This window comes from Draconibacterium sp. IB214405, assembly GCF_033963885.1.
Lineage (GTDB): Bacteria > Bacteroidota > Bacteroidia > Bacteroidales > Prolixibacteraceae > Draconibacterium.
This window is the reverse complement of sequence record NZ_JAXBMA010000004.1, coordinates 668,708-694,772: the sequence shown is the minus strand read 5'-3', so window position 1 is coordinate 694,772 and position 26,065 is coordinate 668,708. Positions and strand designations below refer to the sequence as shown.

Annotated in this window: 17 protein-coding genes and 1 other RNA gene; 3 read left to right on the top strand and 15 right to left on the bottom strand. The window is 40.8% G+C overall.

All coding sequences use genetic code 11. The annotated features are described in order from the left end of the window. The 4 genes from SLH46_RS15375 to SLH46_RS15360 form a co-directional block, all read right to left on the bottom strand. A complete protein-coding gene (locus tag SLH46_RS15375) occupies positions 1–1,950 on the bottom strand; it encodes a DUF3857 domain-containing protein (protein ID WP_320282092.1) in 1,950 nt (649 codons plus the stop codon). Further along, a complete protein-coding gene (locus SLH46_RS15370; RefSeq protein ID WP_320282091.1) occupies positions 1,950–3,809 on the bottom strand; it encodes a DUF3857 domain-containing protein in 1,860 nt (619 codons plus the stop codon). The genes SLH46_RS15375 and SLH46_RS15370 overlap by 1 nt, the downstream gene beginning before the upstream one ends. 199 nt (positions 3,810–4,008) lie before the next feature. Further along, a complete protein-coding gene (locus tag SLH46_RS15365; RefSeq protein ID WP_320282090.1) occupies positions 4,009–4,749 on the bottom strand; it encodes a DUF4197 domain-containing protein in 741 nt (246 codons plus the stop codon). Between the two features lie 11 nt (positions 4,750–4,760). Then, positions 4,761–6,620, bottom strand: a complete 1,860-nt coding sequence (locus tag SLH46_RS15360) for a YgiQ family radical SAM protein (RefSeq protein WP_320282089.1) — start codon at positions 6,618–6,620, stop codon at positions 4,761–4,763. A gap of 201 nt (positions 6,621–6,821) precedes the next feature. Here SLH46_RS15360 and SLH46_RS15355 point away from each other — a divergent pair, with 201 nt between their 5' ends. After that, complete coding sequence (locus SLH46_RS15355) at positions 6,822–8,612, top strand: GNAT family N-acyltransferase (protein WP_320282088.1); 1,791 nt, start codon at positions 6,822–6,824, stop codon at positions 8,610–8,612. Positions 8,613–8,874: 262 nt separating this feature from the next. On the opposite strand, the gene SLH46_RS15350 is transcribed toward SLH46_RS15355, so the two are convergent. The 6 genes from SLH46_RS15350 to SLH46_RS15325 form a co-directional block, all read right to left on the bottom strand. Continuing rightward, on the bottom strand, positions 8,875–9,072 hold the full coding sequence (locus SLH46_RS15350; RefSeq protein WP_320282087.1) for a YwbE family protein: 198 nt from the start codon (positions 9,070–9,072) through the stop codon (positions 8,875–8,877). Positions 9,073–9,140: 68 nt separating this feature from the next. Next, positions 9,141–10,757, bottom strand: a complete 1,617-nt coding sequence (locus SLH46_RS15345) for an ABC-F family ATP-binding cassette domain-containing protein (protein ID WP_320282086.1) — start codon at positions 10,755–10,757, stop codon at positions 9,141–9,143. Between the two features lie 197 nt (positions 10,758–10,954). Then, entirely contained in the window at positions 10,955–12,154 is a 1,200-nt protein-coding gene (gene trpB, locus SLH46_RS15340; RefSeq protein WP_320282085.1) for a tryptophan synthase subunit beta, read from the bottom strand. A 91-nt stretch (positions 12,155–12,245) separates the two neighbouring features. Beyond that, a complete protein-coding gene (locus SLH46_RS15335; protein WP_320282084.1) occupies positions 12,246–13,910 on the bottom strand; it encodes an AMP-binding protein in 1,665 nt (554 codons plus the stop codon). Positions 13,911–13,998: 88 nt separating this feature from the next. Further along, the gene (locus SLH46_RS15330) at positions 13,999–15,771 is read right to left on the bottom strand and encodes an SGNH/GDSL hydrolase family protein (protein WP_320282083.1); all 1,773 of its coding nucleotides are present in this window, start codon (positions 15,769–15,771) and stop codon (positions 13,999–14,001) included. A 10-nt stretch (positions 15,772–15,781) separates the two neighbouring features. Continuing rightward, positions 15,782–16,993 carry an S-adenosylmethionine:tRNA ribosyltransferase-isomerase gene (locus tag SLH46_RS15325; RefSeq protein ID WP_320282082.1) on the bottom strand — a complete coding sequence of 404 codons (1,212 nt, stop codon included), beginning with the start codon at positions 16,991–16,993 and terminating at the stop codon, positions 15,782–15,784. 119 nt (positions 16,994–17,112) lie between these two features. Between SLH46_RS15325 and SLH46_RS15320 the strand changes: the two genes are divergently transcribed. Together SLH46_RS15320 and rnpB are read left to right on the top strand one after the other, a co-directional pair. Then, the gene (locus SLH46_RS15320) at positions 17,113–18,150 is read left to right on the top strand and encodes a DUF2027 domain-containing protein (protein ID WP_320282081.1); all 1,038 of its coding nucleotides are present in this window, start codon (positions 17,113–17,115) and stop codon (positions 18,148–18,150) included. An 82-nt stretch (positions 18,151–18,232) separates the two neighbouring features. Further along, an RNA gene (gene rnpB, locus SLH46_RS15315) (RNase P RNA component class A) lies at positions 18,233–18,645 on the top strand. 70 nt (positions 18,646–18,715) lie between these two features. On the opposite strand, the gene SLH46_RS15310 is transcribed toward rnpB, so the two are convergent. The 5 genes from SLH46_RS15310 to cysD all read right to left on the bottom strand — a co-directional run bounded on the left by SLH46_RS15310 (position 18,716) and on the right by cysD (position 26,062). Continuing rightward, a complete protein-coding gene (locus tag SLH46_RS15310; RefSeq protein ID WP_320282080.1) occupies positions 18,716–21,136 on the bottom strand; it encodes an outer membrane beta-barrel family protein in 2,421 nt (806 codons plus the stop codon). A 202-nt stretch (positions 21,137–21,338) separates the two neighbouring features. Further along, positions 21,339–21,899, bottom strand: coding sequence for a fused DSP-PTPase phosphatase/NAD kinase-like protein (locus SLH46_RS15305; RefSeq protein ID WP_320282079.1), 561 nt, complete (start codon positions 21,897–21,899; stop codon positions 21,339–21,341). A gap of 290 nt (positions 21,900–22,189) precedes the next feature. Beyond that, positions 22,190–23,209, bottom strand: a complete 1,020-nt coding sequence (locus SLH46_RS15300) for an NAD-dependent epimerase (protein WP_320282078.1) — start codon at positions 23,207–23,209, stop codon at positions 22,190–22,192. A 12-nt stretch (positions 23,210–23,221) separates the two neighbouring features. After that, positions 23,222–25,141, bottom strand: a complete 1,920-nt coding sequence (cysN, locus tag SLH46_RS15295) for a sulfate adenylyltransferase subunit CysN (RefSeq protein ID WP_320282077.1) — start codon at positions 25,139–25,141, stop codon at positions 23,222–23,224. A gap of 12 nt (positions 25,142–25,153) precedes the next feature. Continuing rightward, the gene (gene cysD / locus SLH46_RS15290; RefSeq protein ID WP_320282076.1) at positions 25,154–26,062 is read right to left on the bottom strand and encodes a sulfate adenylyltransferase subunit CysD; all 909 of its coding nucleotides are present in this window, start codon (positions 26,060–26,062) and stop codon (positions 25,154–25,156) included. Positions 26,063–26,065: the final 3 nt, after the last annotated feature.

Here is a 26,065-nt window from a genome sequence, read left to right as displayed (position 1 = left end):
TTATATTTTTTTGAGCACTATTTTTTCATTCCCTCGTTTTACTATTTCATTAAAGTAGAACTTAATTTTTGAGTAATCTTTAGCCTCGTAAACCGACTCTTTAAAATCGGTTACCAAAGTAACGCGAACAGTGTTTTCAACCGGTTCAACCGTATAATTCAGCTCAAATAGGTTGTTATTAATCTTGTAATTTTCAGGTTGGTAATCGAGCTCATATCCTTCGGGAATGATAATGGTTGAAGTGAGTATATTTTTTGTAGGATAAGTCATGTCGATCGGATACGACCGGGTCGGTTGATTTAAAGGATTATCCGAAAGTGCCTTATTTAAAAAGGGTTTGATATACAGTTTCTCATTAATTGTTTCAGGAGTTACGGTCAGATCATACTCGTACCTGAACTCTTTGTCTTTATTTGAAACCTTCGAAAAATCGGCACGGTCAATCTTGTAATCATCTTCTTCCAGGTATTCATTTAATTTGTCAACGTTGTCACCGATAATACTTTTTAAACGGAAAGCTTTGTACTCCGAAGCTAAGGATCTGACTTTTACATTCGATGTTTCCTGTGAAAGGTCGATGTTAAAATCGAATGTTGAAATTGATGGAAATTTACATTGTAACCCGATCCATTTTACATCTCGATCCGGATCGACCAGTAATCCCTGATCGTTAATACAACGCGATGGAATTCTGTTGTTCGCTACATTTAAATCTGTTGCATCGCTCAGTATCATTTTCCCATCAACACTGGCCAGAATAACTACATAGTTGAAGTAGTGTGCGAAAGGATAATTATCGCTAACTTTTCCGTTTTCGCGGGTGCTTATTAAAACCGGGGTAGCTTCGATACCTGCGGCTCGTAACAAACCAATAGTTAATAAATTCAGATCTGCAGCGTTGCCAAATTTATCCTTTACAATATCGTTTGCTGATTTTGAGGCATATTTTCCGTTGTATTCATTCCAGCTGAAATTGTTTTTAACATAGCTAACGATTTCATCAAATTTTTCTGTAGCAGTTTTACCTTTTAAAGCATTGAGATCAATAATTTTTGAAGCTGCCTTTTCGCATTTTTTTACGTATTTGCCAAAATCGTTATGATCGCTGTATTCCTGAATTAATTTTGGCCAGGTCGACATAACATCTTTAACAGCACCATTTGGGTAATTAACCTTAGCGAGCTGGAAATCAATTTTTATAATATAATCATTTATGGATGTGATATAATCTTCGCTGTCAAATGCAGGAATGTCTTTCATCGAAAATTTGTTAACCAGATCGTTGTATGTTGTTCCGGCAAATTCGTGTGTATATTTTCTATCAACGTAATTTTCTGTTGCCATTGAGCTTCCTGTTCTTTGGGCAAGATAAATGTATTCGTAGAACGGAATCATAGCCGCTTTGTACTCGCTGTAGATGGTTGGAATTCTACTCTGAAATTCCCAGTCCCTTAAGTTAAAAAGGTATTGCGACGAGATTTTGTATTTAAACTCAATAATCGAACCGGCTTTTACATTGGGCATTGCAAATTTCCGAACCATCCAGTAGTCATTGTAAATTTCATCGTTCCACGAGTCGCTGGTTAAAAGAGTCCGGGTGAGTTTCCCATTTTCAAAATTGTGCGTGATGGCCTCTAATTCCACTATTTTTTCGAAAATACTTCCTTCGCGATAAAATGGAATTTCAATCTCAGCATAATCTATGCCCGCTTCGGTTAATATTTTAATTCGTTTCGACCGTTCAAAAATCAAATCAAAACCGTTGCTGCTCTGAACAAAATACGATGATCCCTTATCGTAAATAACCACGGCTTCGGCAGTCTTATCTTTATCGTATTCTTTTAGTTCAATATCGGCATTACTCACTTGCCCGTATTCAAACGAAAAATCCTGGGCGTTGGCCAAATAAAAACAGAAGACAGTAAATAGTGAAATCAAAAGGTTTTTCATTATGAGGTTTTTTTAGTTGTATTGATGTAAAATTTTTTCTCGAACGCTACAATTTGGCTGATAAAAGCGTAAAATTCTTCGTATTCTGTTAATGGGTAGTTCCCGCTGTGTATCAGGAAGGATTTGCTTATTTCAACAGTATTGTCTTTTGTTGTTACGTTGATCGAATAGACTCCATATTTGCTTTTTATTTCTTTGTTTTCCGGAAGATTCTGAATGGTATAATCAGCCGAAATTTTATAGTTTATTGAATCTTTTTGGTAAACGGGATAATCAATTTGAACGGGAAGAACCCGGTCTGCAACCGATTCAAAATTATTAATGCCGAAAGCCAGAAGCCGGATGATTAGATCGTTTCCATATTTCTCGTACACACGATTTGATTTTGCTGTGTAAGTAAGTTGCACCTTAACCGAATCTATAATCGACTGGTGATTTTTTATTTCAACGGGTTCAAATCCGTTTGGTATAAGATGCTCCCGCACAATCTCCAGGTTATCGTTTTCGTTAGTTGACGTAATAAGATTGTGTAGCGACTCAAAAGCATTGCCCCTGTACGTATTCGAAAATTCAGCCAAACATTCATTTTGCAATACATTTTCAACCGTTATATGGCGTTCGCAAAGAACTTGATCTTTTGTCAAGGCCGGAATCTTTGCGAAGTGACTTTTTTCGCCATTAATTACAAAGGCTTCCCTGTTTTGAATAAAGGTACCAATATATTCGAACGGATTGTCGCTGGTACAATCCAGCCAAAGTGTGTCGTTTTGTACCGGAACACAAACAATAATGTGGTTCGACTGCATCGACGGTAAGGAATGATCAATTGCTTCAATTGGGTCACCGGCCGAAAGTTTAGCGTAATAACATTCAATTCCCACACTTTTCAGCAAGGCCATAAAATAAATGCTAAGCGCCTTACAATCGCCATAATGATTTTTAGAAACGTAACTTGCAGGGTATGGTTTTAATCCGCCGGTTTCGAGGCTGATGTTTATATACCGGGTTTCGTCCTGCACATATTGGTAGATGGTTTTAATTACAGCCTTTTTATCTTCTAGCCCGTTTATCCGATTTTCGATCGTTTTTATTTCATTTTCAGGAAGCTCAAATAATCCGGAGATCAGTTCATCCTGCCACTTTCCATAGGATTCCCATGAATCAAATGAGCCTTTAATTTCGAAATCGAAATTTTGTGGAACTACCTGAACCGAAGGTACATGATTTAAAAGCGGTGGCGCAAATACTTCTTGTTGAATACTTCCGTCGTAACTTGTTTTCCAGTGATACTGATATTCATTATCAGTAGAGTCAATGTTAAACGATGAAACGAAATTATTTTTGTAAGAGAGTTTAAAGTCTTTAGGCGCCACAATCTCCAACTCTGCATTCAGGGTGGGGATGTCCAGATCAAGCAGCGGAACCCAGTGTTCAACAAATAGAAATTCATCTTCTGCTTCTTCGTATTCATAAACCAGAGTGTACGGATAAACGTTGTGTTTTAACCTGAATTCTTTTACAAAATCATCCTGGTAAAAGGTTCCGCCCGAAATCGAACTTCTTTCCGAGATGTCGCTATTCTTTAGCTTTTTTACAATTTTTCCATTGTTATCTTTTATGTACGCTTTAATATTCGAAACTTTTACCAGGCTTGAAAAGGGGATGGTAACTTCAGCAAATTCTTCTCCTTTTCTGTTGATTATGAGAATTTCAAGAGAATTGATCTTGGACAGATTATTCTTCTTTATTTCTACTACCGTTTTCTGGTTGATCAGAACCGCATCAAAGCGCTGTGCAAAAAGTGTATTTTGGAATTGGAGACTGAGAATAAAACAGAATAAAAATAAACTGCGCCTCATAAATATTGGGTTTGTTAGTTAAATTAGTTATTTCAGTATTTATACGATTTAGTTGCTTGCTAACAAAAATAATATTTTGAACAGGCTTTTAAAATGAATTGTGCGTTTGCACAAAATTTAGAATGTGTCTAAAGTTTTTTAATCGATAGACTATCGATGAATCAAATATATTTTGGGAGCTGGATTTTTTGGAGAGAATTTACGAGTCAACCGAACCAAATACTTTTTTCAGCAAACTTGTGACACGTGCTGCCGGATCTTCCCTTATCAGTTTTTCTTCATCGGCAATTTTCAGAAATACACCGTCAAGGGCTTTTGATGTCAGGTAATCTTCCAGTTGTGTATCAACTTTTTCTAAACCGGCAGTTTGCCCGATAAAAGAACCGGCCACCTGGTTCCATTTGCCAACCAATGTGTCCCAGCTTTCTTTGGTTGATACACCACCAACCAGTTCTTTCTCAACCGAAGCTTTTATTTTTGGTCGGTAAAGCTCAAAAAGCTGATCGTAAGTTGTTTTGTGTAAATAGGCTGTTGCTGCTTTGTTATCACCTTTTAAAATTCCAACAGCATCGTTGAATGTCATACTTTTTATGCTGTTCACAAAAATTGGAGCAGCTTCTTTGGCGGCGTCTTCGGCGGCCCGGTTAATATGTAGTAAAACATCTTCGAGCAGCTTCTCACCTCCCGGTACTTTGCCCACGTTGTCAACAATAATATCAGCTTCAGGAGGGAGTAAAATTTTTACAAGGTCGTCTTTGTAATAACCATCTTGTGCACCAAGAATACTCACCGAATTGTTAGTCCCGGTTACCAGTGCTTCTTTTAATCCGGCAATAATTTCCGACTGTGTTAAAGGTGTTTCTCCTTCAAGTGTTTGCTGAGCAATTTGCATAACTTCTGCACAACCGGTTAGCAGAATAGTTAGGGTCAAAGTTAACATTCGTACGATTTTCATTTAGTGTCTTTATTTTGGTTTTTACTGAAAAGCTTTTTAACAAGATCTTCGCGGCCTTTTGCTTTTAAGTCACGAATAATTTTATTCCGAAATTCCTTTTTGTACCAGAAGAAGAACTGGCGTTGTTGTTCTTTTGCATTTTTATTCCGGGCCGTATAAATCTGCTCCATGGTGTACGGATGATACCCCGAATAATAAACCACGGTAGCCAGCGTCATTGGTGTCGGCGTAAAATCCTGCACCTGCTCCAGCCTGAAATTCATGTCTTTTGTCTGGATTGCGAGGTTGGCCATATCTTCGGATTTACTTCCCGGGTGGCTCGAAATAAAGTAAGGAATCAACTGCTGATTGAGTTTTTCTTCTTTATTGATTTTTATAAACTCCTGATTCAGTTCCTCGAACAATTTAAACGAGGGTTTTCGCATAAACTTCAGCACTTCGTCCGACGAGTGTTCCGGAGCTACTTTTAACCTTCCCGAAACGTGGTGTTTAATCACATCGCGCAGGTATTTCCGGTTGTTTTCGTTTACCTCTTTGTCGTTGGTGTTTTCCAAAATCATGTCGTAACGGATACCACTGCCGATAAACGCTTTTTTCACTTTCGGGTTATGCCGTACTTTTTCGTAAAGATCAAGCATTGGTTTGTGGTTGATATCGAGGTTTTTACAAACCGAGGGGAAAATACACGAAGGACGCTTGCATTTTTTGCAGATCTCTTCGTGAATACCTTTCATTTTATACATGTTGGCCGACGGGCCGCCCAAATCGGAAATGTAACCTTTAAAATCGGGCATTTCAGTTACTTTCTCCACTTCGCGAAGAACGGATTTCTCTGAACGGCTGGCAATAAATTTTCCCTGGTGTGCCGAAATTGTACAAAACGTACAACCACCAAAACAACCGCGGTGAATATTTATGGAGTGCCGGATCATTTCGTATGCCGGAATTGTACCTTTATTATTGTAGCGCGGATGTGGCAAACGCGTGTAGGGTAAATCGTAAATGCGGTCGATCTCTTTTTCCTTAAAAGTTGGCCACGGCGGATTTACCACCACCTTTTTATCGCCGATTCGCTGTACCAGCTTTTTGGCCTCCATTTTATTCGATTCCTCTTCAATGTGCATGAAGTTGCGGGAATACTCTTTTTTGTCTACCAAACAGGTATCGTGCGATGCCAGTTCCAGCTCGTCCCAGTTTTTCTTGGTGGCATAAGATTCATCGGCTCCAACCATAAAAACGGTTTGCGGAATGGTAGTCAAACTATCGATAGGAATACCACGTTTCACCAGTCGTGCGAAATCAACAATCGATTTTTCACCCATCCCGTAAAACAATAAATCGGCTTTTGTATCTGCCAAAATAGAGGGCATTAAACGGTCTGACCAATAATCGTAATGAGTTAAACGGCGCAAAGAGGCCTCAATTCCACCCAATACTATTGGTACATCGGGGTAAAGTTCTTTTAGAATATTTGAGTAGGTAATTGTCGCATAGTCCGGACGTTTTCCAATTTGTCCGCCGGGCGTGTATGCATCATCCGATCGTTTACGTTTTCCGGCAGTGTAATGGTTTACCATCGAGTCCATATTTCCTGCCGTTACAGCAAAAAACAGGTTGGGTTTCCCCAGCTTTTTAAAGTCGCGTAAATCGTCGGTCCAGTTGGGTTGCGGAACAATGGCCACGCGTAATCCTTCGGCCTCTAAAACGCGCCCGATTACCGCCGCGCCAAACGATGGGTGATCGATATAAGCGTCGCCCGTAAATAAAATAACATCCAACTCCTCCCAACCAAGTTGATTAACCTCTTTTTTCGATGTGGGGAGCCAGTCTGTAATATGTAGTTTGTTTTCTGTCATCAAATAAAATTATACCCTTATAACAAAGAAACTTCAAATATGATTAAAAAATATTTATCAGTTGATAAATTGGCTGTTTTCCAACTGGTAACACCTATCGAAAAACACACGTATATAAGCGATGAAAGATCGATGATAATTCAAAAATCCTTTTATTTTTGTAATGAAGTATTTGTAATTATTCTAGCTGAACAGCAATAAATGGAATTACTTAAGCCAAAGGATCTTTTCAAAGATCGTCCTGCTTTACTCGCCAGCGGCGATTATTTCGCCAAATTCCTGATGTATATTCTTCGTTATAAAAAACTTAATAAAATCTACAGTCAGATTGCTGAAAAGCAAGGAGTTGAGTTTGTTGATGAACTTATAAAAACGCTCGAATTCAATGTTGAATTTGATGAGGCGCAATTAAAAAAGATACCAAAAGAAGGGTCGCTAATTATTGTTGCTAATCATCCGTTGGGTGGTTTCGACGGGCTGTTACTGATCAAATACATTTCGATGGTCCGTACCGATGTTAAGGTGCTGGCCAACTTCCTGCTGAAAAATATTGACGCGGTTTCGGATTATTTTATGGAGGAAAATTTGTTTAACGACTCCAATGAAAATAATCTGGCCGGACAAAAAGAGGCGGAAAATCATTTGAAAAATAATGGGGTGCTTTGTTTTTTCCCTGCCATCGATGTAAATACAAAAGATTCGTTCGACGGTGTTACCGATAAAGTTTGGCAAATTCCGGTGGTAAGTTTTATTAAAAAGGCGCAGGTGCCGGTGGTTCCTGTTCTATTTCAGGGAACGAACAGCCGCCTGTTGCATTTAGCCGCTAAAATTCATCCTTCGCTAAAAAGTGCTCGCTTGCCTTCGGAGATTCTGAGTAAAAAACATAAGAACATAAAATTGCGAATTGGCAGTGCGGTGAAAGTTGAAGAACAGGATAAATACAAAGATGTGTACCAGTTTGGCCGGTTTTTGCGGGCCAAAACCTACAGTATGGAATCGGATATTGAGGTGAAGCGCTTTTTTAATTATGCGCTAAAACAGCAGGTAAAGCCCGATACGATTATCGATCCTATTCCGTTGGAAAAAATTCAGAAGGAAATTCAGAGTATAAAATCGGAGTACACGCTGTTCAGACTGAAAAACTACATCGCTTATTGCGCTCCCGCCGCACAAATCCCAAATATTTTAAATGAGATTGGTCGATTACGCGAGATAACGTTTCGTGAAGTGGGCGAGGGTACCAACCGCAGTATCGATATTGATGAATTTGATTTGTACTACCACCAAATGTTTATATGGGATGAAGATGAGGACCGGATTGTTGGTGCGTATCGCCTGGGCAAAGGACACGATATTATGGAGCAGCTGGGCCGACGAGGCTTTTATCTGCATACCTTATTTCGGATTTCGGAGAAATTTAAACCTGTTCTGAAAGAAAGTATTGAGCTGGGACGCTCGTTTGTAATTAAGGAGTACCAACGCAAACCAATGCCCTTGTTTTTGCTGTGGAAAGGTATTTTGTACTTTTTGTTGAAAAACCCGGAATACCGCTATCTGATAGGGCCGGTAAGCATCAGCAACAACTATTCGAAGGTGTCGAAAGACCTGATCATTAAGTTTATTATAAAGAACCATTTAAACTGGCGGATGGCTCAGCACATTAAACCGCGCAATAGCTACAAATTTAAAAGCGACAATGTGGATCTTAATTTGCTGATGGAAAACATGGAGCACGATATTAACCGGCTTGATAAAACCATTGGCGATTTGGATGAACAGAATTCGGGACTTCCGGTTTTGTTGAAGAAATATATTAAACTAAATGCCGAGATCATCGGATTTAATGTGGATCCGAAATTTAATAATTGCCTCGATGGCCTTATCGTACTTGATGTTTACAATGTTCCGAAAAAAACCATTGAGTCATTATCAAAAGAAGCGAATGACGGATCGATTCTCGACCGCTTTTATGGCAGCCGTGAGGTGGAATGAGGGCAAGGCAAAAGTAGAAGGGAAAAAGGCAAAAGGTGAGAGCGGATTTGCTGATTGAAATCCCGATCGCAGCAAAAGTAGCTGTCATCTCGACGAGTAGGCGAAGAGATCTGTTACTAGTTTGCAGTCGCAGTTTTCAGTTAACAATTTGTCAATTTAACAATTCAGCAGTTTCTTCATTCTAAAACCTAACCACAAAGTAGAAAAGCTGAATTAAAGCAATGCTGCATTCAATCCTTCAATCCCTCAACTCTTCAGTCCTTTAATCTTTAATAATTTGTTGAACACGGCCTACTTCACCGCTTTCAAGCATTACTTTAATGCCGTGTGGATGTATGGCTGAATTGGTTAATATTTTCTGAACGATTCCGCAGGTTAACTTTCCTGATTGTTGATCTTCTTTTAGAACGATGGCCACGTTCAGGCCAACTTTAATATTTTTCCGTTGCTGAGCAATCATGTTTCTATCCTTTTGAATTAAAACTGTTTGTAGTTTTATTGGCTTTGGTTATCTATTGTAGAAACAATTTATACTGTATAAAGTTTCTCGCGTAATGCGTGAATTTTTTCGTCTTCGATATATTCGTCGTAAGGCATTAGTTTATCGATAATTCCATTTGGAGTCAGCTCAATAATACGGTCACAAACCGATGAAATAAACTCGTGGTCATGCGACGACATAAACACGTTACCAGGATATTTTATCAGGTTGTTGTTAAATGCCTGAATCGATTCCAGGTCGAGGTGGTTGGTTGGTGTATCCAGAATAAGTGCGTTCGCATCGAGCAATTGCATTTTTGCAATCATACAACGCATTTTTTCTCCTCCCGAAAGCACGTTTACCTTTTTGTAAATCTCTTCGCCGGCAAATAACATACGGCCCAGGTAACCACGAATATAAATTTCAGTAGTGTCGGTGGTAAACTGACACAACCAGTCGAACAACGTCATATCGCTGTCGAAAAACTCCGAGTTATCTATTGGCAGATAAGCCGATGTTATTGTTTGTCCCCACTGGTAGGTTCCGGTATCAGCTTCGCGTTTTCCGTTAATGATTTCGAAGAAAGCAGTCATGGCACGGTGGTCACGCGAAAGGAATACAATTTTTTCACCTTTCTGTGCTGAAAATTCCACGTCTTTAAAAAGTGTGGTTCCTTCAATACTCGCACTCAGGTTTTCTACATCAAGAATACGGTCACCGGCTTCACGCTCAGGCGTAAAAATAATTCCCGGATACTTACGTGTTGACGGCTGGATATCTTCAACATTAAGTTTCTCCAGCATCTTTTTACGACTGGTAGTTTGTTTCGATTTGGCCACGTTGGCACTAAAACGCGAAATAAACTCCTGCAGTTCTTTCTTCTTCTCTTCAGCTTTTTTGTTTTGAGCCTGCTGCTGACGCAGTGCCAGCTGGCTACTTTGGTACCAGAAACTGTAGTTTCCGGCAAACATTTTAATATCGCCGTAATCGATATCTATTGTGTGGGTAGAAATTGCATCCAGGAAGTGACGGTCGTGCGATACAACAAGCACGGTATTTTCGTAATTGGCCAGGTAATTCTCCAGCCAAACAACGGTTTCAAGGTCAAGGTCGTTAGTAGGCTCATCGAGCAACAGGTTGTCAGGGTTTCCGAATAAAGCCTGTGCCAGCAAAACACGAACCTTTTGGTTACCACTCATATCCTTCATCAGGGTGTAGTGGAACTCTTCTTTAATACCAAGGTTACTTAACAAAGTGGCTGCGTCGTTTTCGGCATTCCAGCCACCCATGTCGCCAAATTTTTCTTCCAGTTCGCCGGCTTTAATTCCATCCTCTTCCGAAAAATCAGGTTTCATATAAAGAGCTTCTTTCTCTTTCATCAAATCCCAAAGCTCGGCGTGACCTTTCATAACAGTATCCAGAACGGTAAACTCATCAAAAGCAAAGTGGTCCTGACTTAAAACTGAAAGTCGCTCCCCCGGTTCAAGAGATATTTTGCCGGCAGTTGGATCGATCTGTCCGGATATTGCTTTTAAAAATGTTGATTTTCCTGCTCCGTTTGCTCCAATTACACCGTAGCAATTACCGGCCGTAAACTTCATATTAACGTCCTGAAATAGTATGCGTTTGCCAAATTGGATTCTTAAATTCGATACTGTAATCATTGTCTAATTCTGTTTTCAATTTTTGCCCTTTTTTTAAGGGAGTGCAAACGTATATAATTATTTGGTTTTGGGTGTTAAGGCAACATGAAGTAATGGAGGAGTTAGTCTTAAATTAACGTGATAACCGGTAATTGAGATTTTTGTCATAAAAAAAGTCCGGCAGAACCGGACTTTCAATATTTTCTGTAAAATTTGTCTTATTCGGGTAAACCGTATTTTTCAACCACAAAGTCGATATCTTTATCGCCGCGGCCACTCAGGTTAATTAAAATCGATTCCTGTTGTTTTTCTTTTGCCAGTTTTAAAGCGTAAGCTACAGCGTGTGCACTTTCCAAAGCCGGAATAATTCCTTCCAAACGGCTTAATTCGTAAAAGGCGTCGATGGTTTCTGCATCGTCGGCAACACCGTAATTTACTTTGCCCATATCTTTAAGCATACTGTGCTCCGGACCAACTCCCGGATAATCCAATCCGCTCGCTACTGAATAAACCGGAGCAGGTTCGCCTTTCTCATCCTGCAACGTGTAACATTTAAAACCGTGGATAACGCCCGGTTTTCCGAAAGTAATGGTGCTGGCGTGTTCGCCCAGTTTTGTTCCAATTCCACCCGGTTCAACACCGTGTAATTCGGTTTCTTCAATATCCAGGAAGCCCGAGAACATTCCCATAGCATTACTTCCACCGCCAACACAAGCTACTACGTGATCTGGATTTTCGCCGGTCATTTCGTAAAATTGTTCCTGTGCTTCAATACCAACAACACGCTGGAAATCGCGAACCATCATCGGGAATGGGTGTGGTCCAACCACCGATCCAATACAGTAAATTGTATTTATAGGATCTTTTAAATAAGCTTCAAAAGCCGAATCAACAGCCTCTTTCAGCGTTTTTAATCCGTGAGAAACAGGAACTACCTCGGCTCCCAAAATTTTCATACGAACCACATTCGGATGCTCTTTGGCAATGTCAACTTCACCCATATGAATTTCGCACTCTAAACCAAAATATGCCGCTGCAGTTGCCAGTGCCACACCGTGTTGTCCTGCGCCGGTTTCAGCAATTAATTTCTTTTTACCCAGGTGTTTCGCCAATAAAGCTTCACCCATACAATGGTTGAGTTTGTGCGCTCCCGAGTGGTTCAGGTCTTCGCGTTTCAGGTAAATACGACCACCATATTTTGCCGATAAATTCTGGCAGTAATAAACCGGAGTTGGACGTCCCTGAAAGTGTTTGCGAATGCTTCGAAGTTCAGAAATAAAATTGTGCGATTTGCTGATGCTGTGGTAAGCATCGGTAATTTTATCCATTTCAGATTGCAAATCGGGTGGAATAAACGAACCACCATATTCCTTATAAAATCCCTCTTTATTCGGGTATTTCTTGAAATAATCAGTCATGAGTTTTTTATTTTCAAATTAAACCCACGAATGTAAAATTTTATCCCTTTGGTTTGATTCTAAATAAGTATTACTTCCGGATTTTTTTGAATTAGTAATACAGGTAGCGTTTGATTTTTTGAGTGGCTGTTTTTATGAAAGGGGTAGGGTGCGAAATAAAATCCTGAACTTTAGAAAACTTGTTAACCCTTGAGTTAATATACTCTTTCAACTCCGCCCTTAACTCTTCAATTTTTTCATCTACATGATGAGAGATTTCCTCCATTTTATCTTCTAATCCCGAACGCATTTCTTTTACTTTTTGCTCGAGTTCTTCGCGATTAAAATGAACCAACGCCACCAGTTTCCCTTTTTTCTGAACAACAACCGATTCCACCACATGTCTGAAATTATTGATGATCGATTCGATTTCTTCGGGGTAGATATTTTCGCCGTTGGCACCAACAATCATATTTTTCAAGCGGCCTTTGTGACTTAACCAGCCGTCTTTATCAAAAACGCCAAGGTCGCCGGTTTTAAACCAGCCATCTTCGGTTAATACACGTTTTGTTTCTTCCTGATTTTTATAATAGCCCAACATCACATTCGGCCCTTTTGTCCAGATTTCGCCCTCGCCAGTTGCCGGGTTGGGATTATGAATTTTTATTTCGCTGTTGATCACTTTTGGACCAATAGCTCTGAAACGTGTTGTTGTTGGATTTGATCCCGCCACCAGCGGAGCAGTTTCAGTTAAGCCGTAACCAATGGCATACGGAAATTTCGCATCGCGCAGAAAACGTTCCACTTTACCATCGAGTTTTGCACCACCAATCCCAAAAAATTCAAGACGGCCACCAAACGTTTCCATCAGTTTTTTACCTGCTAATCGGTGAACCAGCTTGCGAGTTGGTTTAAACCGGTGCATCAAACGTGTAACGGCTTTTTTGTTAATGCCGGGCAGAATGCTGCTTTTGTACACTTTTTCGATAATCATCGGGACCGTAAGCATAATGTGCGGCCGTAACTTTTTTAAAGCCGGAAGCAAAACACTTGCGGTTGGCGGTTTGTGCAAATAAGTTACACTGGCGCCTTTGTACATGGCCAACAAAAATCCTATGGTATTTTCGTAGGTATGCGACAACGGCAGCACCGATAAAAAACAGAATTCTTCTTTGATTTCCTGAACAGCTGCTGACTGAACAACATTCTCCAGGATATTTTTTTGCGACAACATTACTCCTTTTGAGTTTCCGGTTGTTCCGGAGGTGTAAATCAAAACGGCCAGCTCATTTTCTTTTGGCTGATACGCTTTGTCGCTGCTTGCTTTTTCATCGAAAACTACCGAAGTATTCTCAGCTTTTAAAAGGCTAAAATCGTCGATTTTTACGATAACATCAAGTGTCGTTGTGTCCGCATCTTTTAGTTTATACTGAAGGCTGGAAGAGATAAACATGGCTTTTGATTCGGAATGTTTGATCACATTCTCCAGTTCAACCGGACTAAAATCGGGAAGAACGGGAACGGCAACAATTCCGGAACATTGCAAGGCAAAATATACAACTCCCCAGTCAGGCATATTCTGACTGTAGATAATCACCTTGTCGCCCTCGTCAATACCAAGTTTTTCCAAAAACTCCTGAACAGCGGAAATTTTTCTCCCCATTTCTGCGTAAGTCAGGTAGTCGCCATCAATAAACCCAAGTGCCTTGTTGGTGGCATAGTTTTGTACTGATTCGGAAATAAAGGAGGAAAAACTGTCTATTTTATCTCTCTGCATAGTTGTCACAAATATGGTTAAAGTTAGCTTTTGTGCAAATTATTTAGCCTTAAAAAATGTTAGTGGAGAAGCTAACCACACTATAATTTTATTGCTGTAGCAACAATTCCCTGATTTTTGGCGCCAGCTTGTTATAGCCGTCAGCATTGGGATGGAGACCATCGGAAAAGAGTGTTTCATCAATTTTTCCATCATTCTGAAGTAGCACTGTGCCCACATCGGAATAATCAAGTCCCATTTTGCCTGCCAGTTGTGCAATTTTAAGGTTCAGACCGGCCACGCGTTCTTCATTATCTCTGCGCGGATAAATTCCTAAAATTAAAATCCTGGCATGCGGTTGACAGGCTTTTACAGCTTCGTAGACAAGTTGTAGTCCGGTGGTAATTTCTTCGTCGGTATTTAAATGAAGGTTGTTGGTGCCCAGCATAAAAACGATCTGCTCAGCCTGAAATCCATCCAGTTCCTCGTGGTAAATGCGCCACAATACGTTTTCAACACGGTCCCATCCATAACCAAAGTTGTGCACCGAAAGATCGCCCAGGTATTTATCCCACGAATCCTGTCCGTTTTTTCTCGGATCATCCGGTTGTCCTCCCCAGTAATGCGTGATTGAATTGCCAATAAAACAGACTTTTGGAGGATTGTTTTTATTCATCTCCAGCAACTTGTTGTGTCGGGCTTCCCAATTATAGTTACCCGGTTCGCGCGACTGAGTAATTGGAATAGTGGTAGAAATCGATCCTTTTGGCTCGTTCAAAAATTCCCGCAATTTCTTTTCGTAAGCCAGCGCATATTGTTCCATTCCTCGGTCGGTAGGATGCACGCCATCAACGTAACTATCGAAATCGAGATTCAGCTCTTCTTGGGTTAATACAGTCATATTGGTGTAGCCCGCAGTCATCAAATCGGCAAACGCTTTTGCCTGTGCCGCATTTAATTTTTTGGTACCTTCTTTTTGAGCTATGTTACTGCTTTCAAAACCATATCCGGCGTGTTCAACCAATAAAATAGGTGCCGACGATTTTGACCGTAATATTTTTACGGTATTCTCCACCTTTTGGTAAACATCGTTTTCCGAATATGTTTCGCCTAAAGTAAGGTTTGGCAGACAATCCAAAATGTACACTTTTGCATCGATTTCGGCAATTAATTCAGCTACTTCATCTTCCAATCTTCCGTTTCCGGAGAAAGCAAGGTTGATCAACGGATTATCCATTTTTCTTTCAAGGAGAGAAGTCCATGCCATACCCGGTCGTGAAGCGCAACCACCCTGTGCGATTGAAGTACCATAAACCACAATCGGTTTTTCCTGTCTTAATGGAATCGGTTCAAAAAGCGCATCATCAGCAACTCCAATTTCCATCCATTTTACCGAGTTGTAAAGCGGAAGATAAAGGTGGTATTCTCTTCCCATCTGGTGATACTGATCGTTGGGAGTGATATTCCGGAATTCGTAAGTAATCGTGTCGCCAAACGAATAATGTCCACGGCACCAGATCCATTCTCCGTCGGCATTTTTTGCATATAAATCCAAACCACTTACGCCTGTTGACGGCATGTGTGGCATATTCAGATTTCCACCAATCTGATACTTTACTTTTATTTCTGAGGCGTTTGTACGAAAGCGGATTTTTAGTCCGGCCGTGTGTTTCGATAGATTCCAAACTGCATCGCGAACAGTGGCTTTTGCTTTTGTTGGAAGTCGGTCGTAAGGTGTTTCCAAATCAGCTTGCCAGCCTTGTCCGTCGATTACATCAAAACTGTTTTTGGCGGGATTCCACCACTTTATTTTATCGTTTTTCGCTAAGGCAGAAATAGAAATTAATACCGCGAGGAGGATGAGGTTTAGTCTTTGTTTCATTTTTAGTATTTTATTTGAGGTAGAGATTGCTGTCGCCATAACTTAAAAAGCGGAAGTCGTTATCCAATGCATAATCATAAACTTCTTTCCACTTGTTGCCCAAAAATGCACTGATTAACAGCAGCAGCGTACTTTGTGGCTGATGAAAGTTGGTGAACATTCCGCTGATCAGCTTAAAATCGTAGCCCGGCAAAATGATGATCTGCGTAGAAAAGCGAATGGCTTTTTCGTTGTTCTCAACCAGGAAATATATGATATTCTGCAAGGCTTTTTCTAACGATATTTTTGCTTCGTTTTCGTAAGGTTCCCATTGTTTTACCTCGGGATGAAACGGATCGAAACGTTTTTCTTCCAGTTGCAGGCCTATCCAATACAAACTTTCCAGTGAACGCACCGAAGTGGTTCCTACCGCAATAATGTTTTTAGGATTTTCCACAAACGAACGTAAAATATCTATCGGGATGATCACTTGTTCGTGGTGCATGGTGTGACCTTCAATCGTTTCCGATTTTACTGGCTGAAAAGTACCGGCTCCCACGTGCAATGTAATTTCGTTGGTTGTAATATTTTTATCTGCCAGTTGCTCAATTACCGGATCGGTAAAATGTAAACCGGCTGTTGGTGCCGCCACCGAACCATCAATTTTTGCATAAACCGTTTGGTAGCTTTCTTCGTCGCTTTCTTCGGTGTCGCGGTTCAGGTACGGAGGAATCGGTAATTGCCCGATGTGTTCAATAATTTCGGAAAAGTGTACGCCGCCGTTCCACACAAAACGGATGTGAAAAGAGTTGCCTTCCTGCCCGATTTTGGCGGCAGTCAGTTCGATGGCTTTACCATCTATTTCAAAGGTTTGACTCAAAAAACCTTCTTTCCATTTTTTTGAATTGCCCACCATACATTTCCAGGTTACTTCTTCGGTTTCCTGAAATGCTACCTGGTAATCGGCCGGTTCAACGGGCTCCAGACAAAAGATCTCAATTTTGGCACCTGTTTCCTTGTAAAAAAACAAACGGGCATGAATTACACGGGTATTGTTGAAAACCAGCTGCGCATCTTCCGGAAGATAAGTGCCGCAGTTCTCAAAAATATCCTGTTTTATTGTTCCGTTCTGCCTGATGAGTAATTTCGATTTGTCGCGCTCAGTAAGCGGGTATTTGGCAATTCGCTCGTCGGGCAGGTTGTACGTGAAATCGCTAATCTTTATGTCTTTGTATCTGTTCAAAACAATTGTATTTAGGACTGCAAAAGTAATATTTTTTCATTGTTCAGATAATGAGGCGTTTCGCGTAATTAGCCTAAGGCTACATAAAAAATTGTACTTTTGCCGGAAATAAGAAAGTCATGATAAAAGTAGGAGATAGGGTTAAGTTTTTAAACGATGTTGGTGGTGGAGTTGTAACCGGTTTTGTCAATAAGAACACGGTTAATGTTGAAGGCGATGATGGTTTTGAGGTGCCTTGTCTGATAAAGGAGCTGGTGAATGTAAGTGCGCCGGAATTGAATACAAGCATTAATACTTCAGTAGAACAGGAAGCTCCTGCGGTAGTACAGCCCGAACCTGAATATATTGAGCAGAAAGGAGAGATAATTAACGGTAAAAATGCCGCAGAATTTTATTTCTGTTTTGTGCCTACGAATCCAAAAAATCCGCTGTCGGGCGAGATTGAACTTTACCTCGTTAATGACAGTAACTACACGGTGCTATTCAATTATTCGTATATAAAAACCGATAAAGTTGAGGCTGTAAAACAAGGTACGGTTCGTTCCAATTCAAGAGAAAAGGTTGATGCTTTGGTGCAGGAGGATTTTAGCGATTTGCCTGATTTTGGATTTCAACTGATCTATTTCCGCGATACAGAAAGTGAATGGAACCTGCCGATGGTGAAGAAGTTCCGGGTAAATCCGGTCAAATTTTATAAAGAATCTACTTTTCGCGAGAATACATATTTCAAAAAGAATGCATTGGTGTTGAAGATTACTTCGGATACTTTTCAAACAGAGTTGGACAAGTTAACTCAGGATGATTTCAAAAAGGTGGTTAAAGCGAAGGAAGCTGTTGAAGCACCAAAACGAAAAGAACGAAAACGAAATGCTGAAGAGGTAGTGATCGATTTGCATATTACCGAGTTGCTTGACGACTCTGAAGGTTTGAGTAACCGCGAAATGTTGGATATTCAAATGGACACTGTTGAATCGGAAATGAACCTCGCCATTAAAAATCACACGAAAAGAATTGTATTCATTCACGGAGTGGGTCAGGGCGTTTTAAAACAGGAAGTAACAAATCTGCTCAAGCGAAAATTCAAAAAATATTATTTCCAGGACGCCTCGTTTAAGGAGTATGGCTATGGAGCTACAATGGTAATCCTGCGAAAATGATAGTAGGTTACAAGTTGCACGTTCTTAAAACACAAACTTGCAACCTGAAACTTGTAACTTGAAACTATTTTCTACTTTTGTGCCGGCAAGCCGCTTTATCGCTGTTCCGATTTATCGGGAGAGAGGAAAGTCCGGGCAACACAGGGCACCGTGCTTCTTAGCGGGAAGATCTTTGAAAGAGGATAGCAACGTAACAGAAAATAACCACCTTGTTGTGGCGTGTCCACAGCGGGGAACGGGTGAAAAGGTGCGGTAAAAGCGCACCGGTGGAGGTGGCAACATCACCAGCCGTACGTCTCACGGGTTGCAAAGCCATGTATATCCAAAGTGTTTGCCGCTGTTGCGGTACAGCGAAACGGCCCGTTTTGCTCTCAACGCACAAGAGACTTTGGAGGGGTAGGCTGCAGGATCCCGGCAGTGATGTCGGGACTAGATAAATGATAAAGGCCCCGATTTATCGGGGTACAGGACCCGGCTTACAGGCTTGCCTTTTTTATAAAACAAAAAAACAGTTCTTCATTTAGTGATGGGGAACTGTTTTTTGTAAGTAGTCGTTCTCAATATCTTAGAATTTATATTTCAAACCAACCCGTATAATCTGGGTCTCGTAATAGTTCTGGTATTCTGCAGAAAATCCATCTCCATCTATTTCCTGCTCAATTCCGAATTGATTAAAAATATCGGTAAACGCAAATGAGAATTCACCTTTTCCCTGCCACAATTTCTTTTTCATGCCCAAATCGATTGAACTTCTTGAAAGTTGCTTCCCTTGTGGTATGTTTTTAGGGGCAAAATACAATGCTGTTAGCTGAAGTTGTAATTCTTTCGGTAATGTAATTGTATTGATAATTTTAAAATCCCAGGTATTATCGGTTGTTTGATCTACATTAAATGTATGTTCGTATGGAAACAACAGCGTTCCGGTATAAGCTTTTATTTTGTTTTGGTAGATATTCAAATTCCCTGATAGCTCATAAAAATCAGATACTTTTTGGTTGAAGACCAATTCAAATCCAAGGTTTGTAGATTTACCAGTATTGGCGTAGCTTTTCAGGACAACATCATACTCTGCCCTGCTGGTATCCTGTGTGTAAACTCTCATGTATTCGTCGGTAATAAACCTGTAATACCCCGAAAGAAAGAGTGAACCTTGCTGCCAGTTTGTTTTGTAGCCAATTTCGGCCGATTTTGTGTATTGCGGCCGCAAATAAGGATTTCCAACTTTAACCAGTTCGTGGTCGTCTGATTTTGCATACATGCGCAATTCCGGTTCGCCGGGGCGGTCAATTCTCTGATTATAAAACAGCGAAACTTTGTTGTTTTCATTAAACTTATAGCTTAATCGAATATTAGGGAAAAGTTTAAAATAATCGTAACTGTCATTCTGAGTGTAATAAATATTTGCCTCATCCATGTCGTAAAAAACAGCTGTGTATTCTGTTCTTAATCCGGCCTCTACAGAATACTTTGTTTTTTCGTGTACCCAGTTAATATATCCTGCGTAAATCGATTCGCCCCATTTTGTCCAGCTACCCAAACCGGGGTATAAAATGGAGTTTTCGCCTCTTTCCTGTTCGTATTCTACCGGCAGTCTTCGTATCTGGATTTTTGCACCGGTTTCAATTCGCCCTGATGTTAATGGTTTGGTATAATCAATCGTGAAAGTTGTCGTATGCTCAGTTCCAAGCACGCTGGTAACATCTCTGCCATTTTGCCTGATGGCGGAACTGTCGTTTATATGATAGGTTTCATCTTCCCATCCTTTTGAATATTGGAGGTGTGCATGAAATTCGTGCCCGATTTGTTTGAACGCATGCGAATAATGTAGCATGTAATTCATGTATCCGGTTATTTCTTTTTCTCTCCAGTTTATGTAGCGGTTTCTGGTATTGGTATGTAAATAGATATACGGAACCTGTGCAGAGTCAATATGCGATTCCCAATCATAAATTCCTGAAAATGACAAATTGTTACTTTCATCGAATTGATAGTCAATTCCTCCTTTTACGATGTAATGCGTTTGCTTTCGGTTTTCAGGTACTTGTGATGCAATCGTTCTTCCATCGTTGTAATACCGCGTGGTAAATTCGTTATTAGGCAGTCGCTTCTGAAAGAGAACTTCCGATTGCATAAAAAAGCTTAGTTTATCGGTTTTGTAGTTTAAATCAAGACTTGGAATATATTTTGGCGTTGGAGAAAAGCTTCCCAAATCAGTTGGTAAATCTTCCTTTGGCTTGGTTAGTGCTCCCAGCCCGTATGCCAAACCGGCGTTACCGTGTAAGCCTGTTTGTTGTTCCTTTAAATAAACAATGTTGATTATACCGGCCATTCCTGTGGCATCGTATTTTGCCGAAGGATTGTTGATGATTTCAATTCGTTCGATATTGGAAGCAGGAATGTTATCCAAGCCCTTTTGGTTGCCATAACCGGTGAGGCTCGATTGTTTCCCGTCAATCAAAACCACAACTTTGTCGCTGCCTCGTAATATTACTCTGCCATTCTGATCGAATGATACACTAGGCATGGCTTTCATAGCATCCATAACCGACCCGCCCGACTGAGCGATCGAGTTGCTCATGCTGTATGTTTTTTTGTCCAGCTCGTCGGCAATTTCGCTTCTTTCGCCTTTTACAGTTACTTCTTCCAGTTGCGTTACCGATTGTTCTAAAGTAATTTTGCCAACATCGTAATTTTGATTTAAAGTCCCGATTAATATGTCGGTTTGAAAATTGTTGTAGCCCAGGAATGATACTTCCAGCCTATAGTTTCCCGGCTCTAAACCCTGAATGATAAAAAAGCCATCATCGTCGGTAATTCCACCATTCACCAAACTGTTATCTTCAGATAGAATGACAACCGAAGCATAAGGAATTACTGCTTTTGTATTTTTATCTGTAACCTGACCGGAAATTGTAGTGTTTGATTGTCCGGCCGCATTAAAACTGGTTATGAGGATTAATGCAAAGAATATTATATTTCCTTTCATACTATTAAAATTGATTACTATTCGTGTTATTCTACTGAACCCGCACTTTTATTTAAATAGCTGAAAAGATAGATGTTTTAAAACTGTAAATATGGCTTTTGTAAAGCCCGGCATTTAACCGTATCTCTACTTTTGCCCGATTAAAGTTAGTTAAATCATTTGTTTCTATGACAATTTATTGTCACTCGCTGAATTTTTCAGTCTATTTCAATTGCCAGTCAATCTCTTTTTTTAGCAAATTCTCCAGTGGAAACGAAAATTTTATCTGCTTGCCAAATGCAATGGCATCTGCCAGTTTGTATCCTTTGTATTCAACCATGTAAGCCATCATGAAATAGGTAACCCGGCCTGCGCTTCCACAATGAATTAATACCTTTTTGTATTTGCCATTCATGGCCTCAGCAAATTTCTCCAGGTTTTCGGGCGTGTAGCCATCATATCCTGAAACCGGCAACGAAACGTAATTCATTTTTAATTTGGCAACCATTTCTTCTTCGTTAAATGCTTCTTCGGCAAAATCTTCGTTTTCACCTTCTGTGCGAAGATTGATGACCAAATCAACACCCTGTTCTTTTAACCATTCAAAGGTTTCGAGATTGGGCTGACCGCTAAAATACATGTTATCGCTTTTAAACAGGTTGGGGGCATTATCGAGCTCTTCAACTTTAGGTATCTCTTTTTTCTGAGGAGTTGAAGCATGGGCCAGAGGTATGCTGAAAAGAAGTATTGTACAACAAAACAGCAGTAGAGTAAACGTTTTCATGAAATAGAATTTAGAGTTATTTTTTAAAGTTAATAATCCTGAAACGCAATTATGTTAATGAAGTGTTATTGCTTGTTAACGATTTCCGGCAGGCAGCCGATGTTGGGGGCGATATCGTTTAATAAAAGACGGAAAAAAGGGAAAGTGGAGGCGTTATGATTTAATAATTAGCTGCCGAAGCATTTGGTGAACCAATTATCATTTGATTGTGACTTGCCGGACGGTTGGGGAACAATTATTATTTAATAGCAAGCCAAAATAAAGGGGCAACTGTTGTTACCCCTTTAAATCTATGCTGTTTGATAAAACTTTTTGTACCATTTTACAAACTCGCCAATTCCCTCCGCCAGCGGCGTATCGGGCGAGTAGCCAAAGTCTTTTTCCAGCGCACTTACATCGGCGTAGGTTTTGTACACATCGCCGGGTTGCATATCGTGGTATTCTTTAACGGCTTCCTGTCCCAGCGCTTTTTCAATGGTTTCGATAAATTCCATCAATTTCACCGGGCTTGAATTTCCAATGTTATGCACCTTGTACGGAGCTCCAGATTCCCTTATTGGAGGTCCGTTCAGTATTTTGATGATTCCCTCAACAATATCGTCGATATAGGTAAAATCGCGGTACAGATCGCCATGGTTAAATATCTTAATGGCATTTCCGGCGAGAATGTTTTTTGTGAACGAGAAATAGGCCATGTCCGGGCGTCCCCACGGTCCGTAAACCGTAAAAAAGCGCAGTCCTGTTGTTGGGATACCAAACAAATGACTGTAGGTATGTGCCATCAACTCGTTGCTCTTTTTGGTGGCCGCGTATAAACTCACCGGGTTATCCACAGTGTCGTTAACCGACAATGGCATTTTTGCACTGTTGCCATATACACTCGACGAGCTGGCGTAAACCAAATGCTGAATGTTGTTATGGCGACACGCTTCAAGAATATTAATGAAGCCAACGATGTTACTGTCGATATAAGCTCGCGGATTTTCGATGCTGTAACGCACACCGGCTTGTGCAGCAAGGTTACAAACCATATCGAACTTCTCGGTTTCGAAAAGCTGATCGATTTGCTCGCGGTCTTCCAGGTTCATCCGAACAAACGAATATGCCGGATTCTTTGTGCTGACAACTTTTTTATGCCAGGTTTCAGCCTCTTTGGAAATTCCTGCTTCAGCCAAACGGGCATATTTCAGATCGGTAGAATAGTAGTCGTTGATATTATCGATACCTACAACTTCCACCCCTTGCTCCAATAATTTATTGGCAAGGTGAAACCCGATAAATCCCGCTGTGCCTGTTACTAATATCTTCATCTCAAAAAATTTCTAGTGATTAGGAAATACTTTGTTCTGAGCTAAATAATCCAAAATTGCATCCAGATTCTCCTCGTTCTGCTCCGGATTGAAAGCCAGTTTTGCATTTGTTGGAACTTCATATTCTAAATCAAAACCAGGTAAACCACTTGTTTTTCCCAGTTCTGCCAGTTCGTAAAGTTCCGGTTTGTTCTGCTTACAATACTCCAAATCTGCATCCATGTGCAATAAATGGAAACGTTCTTCGCCAATAATTTCAGCCACCTGCTTCCGTAAATTGTCGTTACGCGAAATAAATGAAGCGATGGCAATAATTCCCTGGTCGTTCAGCATTTTACAAATATGAGCCACACGACGAAGGTTCTCGGCACGGTCGGCAGGAGAGAAGTCAAGCTCGCGGCTTAATCCTGAACGTACAGAACTTCCGTCGATCAACACAACGGTTGCGCCGTTGTCGAACAATTTTTTCTCCAGACTAAATGCCAATTCATTTTTACCCGAACCATGAAGGCCGGTAATCCAGATAGTTTCACCTTTCTGGTTGTATTTCTTAATGTATTCTTCGGTTTTTACAAGCGGTTCACCTTTGGCAATTTTTGCCTTATCGACATCGGTAATACGCGACGGAAGACTGTTGCTGCCAAGCTTATCGATGATCATACCCACCGCACATGTGTTATGCGTTACCGGGTCAATTAGAATAAACGAACCGGTTTGTTTGTTCTTTTTATATGGATCAAAGAAAAGTGGCTTGGTAGTGGTGATCACTACACGGCCGATCTCGTTCAGCTTGAATTTTTCGATGTTCGATTTTTCAAGCGTGTTTACATCCACTTTGTATTTAATCTCGTCGATACGAGCCTTTGTATTGTTGTTGGCCTGTTTGATGTAAAACTGTGTAGAAAGGTTCATTTCGTTCTCATCCATCCAAACCAGCATGGCCTCAAACTGACGCTCAACACGTGGTAAGTTATCCGGGTGAACCAACATATCGCCACGCGAAATATCAATCTCGTCTTCGAGTGTAACGGTTACGGATTGTGGTGGAAAAGCATAGTCCAGTTCTCCTTCGTAAGTAACGATTTTCTCGACTTTTGATTTTTTCATCGAAGGCAGCACCATCACTTCATCTCCTTTTTTAATGATACCCGAAGCTACTGAAGTCGAGAATCCACGGAATTTAATATCCGGACGCAATACATACTGAACCGGGAATCGCAGGTCGTCGAAGTTACGGTCTGAACTTACATGAACGTTCTCCAAAAACTCCAATAAACAAGGACCGTGGTACCAATCCATATTCTCTCCTTTTTCCACAACGTTGTCGCCTTTTAAAGCCGACAGTGGAATAAAGTTTACATCAGGTATATCGAGTTGGGTAACAAAAGCTTTGTAGTCGGCTTTAATTTCCTCAAAACGCTCCTGTTTGTAATCGGCCAAATCCATTTTGTTAATGGCAACCACAACGTGTTTAATTCCCAACAAGTTGGCCAAATAAGTATGGCGTTTGGTCTGAGTAATTACACCGTGGCGGGCATCAATAAGGATAATGGCCAGGTTGGCAGTTGATCCACCGGTAATCATGTTACGGGTGTACTGTTCGTGTCCCGGAGTATCGGCAATAATAAATTTACGCTTGGCTGTAGAGAAGTAGCGATACGCTACATCAATGGTAATTCCCTGCTCACGCTCGGCTTTCAAACCGTCGAGCAACAAGGCGTAGTCAATTTCTTCACCGGCATGACCAATACGTTTACTGTCGCGATGCAAGGCTTCAAGCTGATCTTCATAAAGCATTTTACTGTCAGCCATCAGGCGTCCGATAAGCGTTGATTTGCCATCATCAACCGATCCTGCAGTAAGTAAGCGTAAAAGGTCTTTTTTCTGGTCTTGATCCAGAAACTCTTGTATGTTTAATTTTTTTGTAGTCATTGTGTGCAGCTTTTAGAAATACCCTTCTCTTTTTTTCTGTTCCATACTTGCTTCCTGGTCGAAGTCGATAACACGTGTTGTACGTTCCGAAACGGTAACGGTCATCATTTCTTCAACGATCTTTTCGATGGTGTCGGCTTCCGACTCAATAGCACCGGTAAGCGGGTAACAACCGAGCGTACGGAAACGTACCTTACGCATTTCAGCTTTGTCGCGCAATTCTTTTGGCATACGTTCGTCGTCAACCATAATCAGGCTGCCGTCGATGTCAACAACCGGACGTTCTTTGGCGTAATAAAGAGGAACAATCGGGATATTCTCCAAACGAATGTACTGCCAGATGTCAAGCTCAGTCCAGTTCGAGATAGGGAATACACGAATAGATTCGCCTTTCTGAACGCGGCTGTTGTAGATATTCCAAAGCTCAGGACGCTGGTTTTTGGGATCCCACTGGTGGAATTTATCGCGGAACGAGAAAATGCGTTCTTTCGCACGCGACTTTTCTTCATCGCGACGGGCGCCACCAAAAGCAGCATCAAATTTGTATTTGTTCAGACCACCAAGCAGGGCCTGCGTTTTCATAATATCGGTGTGAACTTTACTACCGTGAGTAAACGGACCAACGCCACTTTCAAAACCTTCTTTGTTGTAATGTACTATCAAATCCCAGCCTTTCTCTTTTGCATAGCTGTCTCGGAAATCGATCATTTCCTGGAATTTCCATTTCGAGTCGATGTGCATCAACGGAAACGGAACTTTACCGGGATAAAATGCTTTTTCGGCCAGGCGAACCATTACCGACGAGTCTTTCCCGATGGAATAAAGCATAACTGGATTTTCGAACTCGGCTGCCACCTCGCGGATGATGTGAATGGCTTCTGCCTCAAGTTCGCGAAGGTTGGTTAATGAATAATTATCCATTCT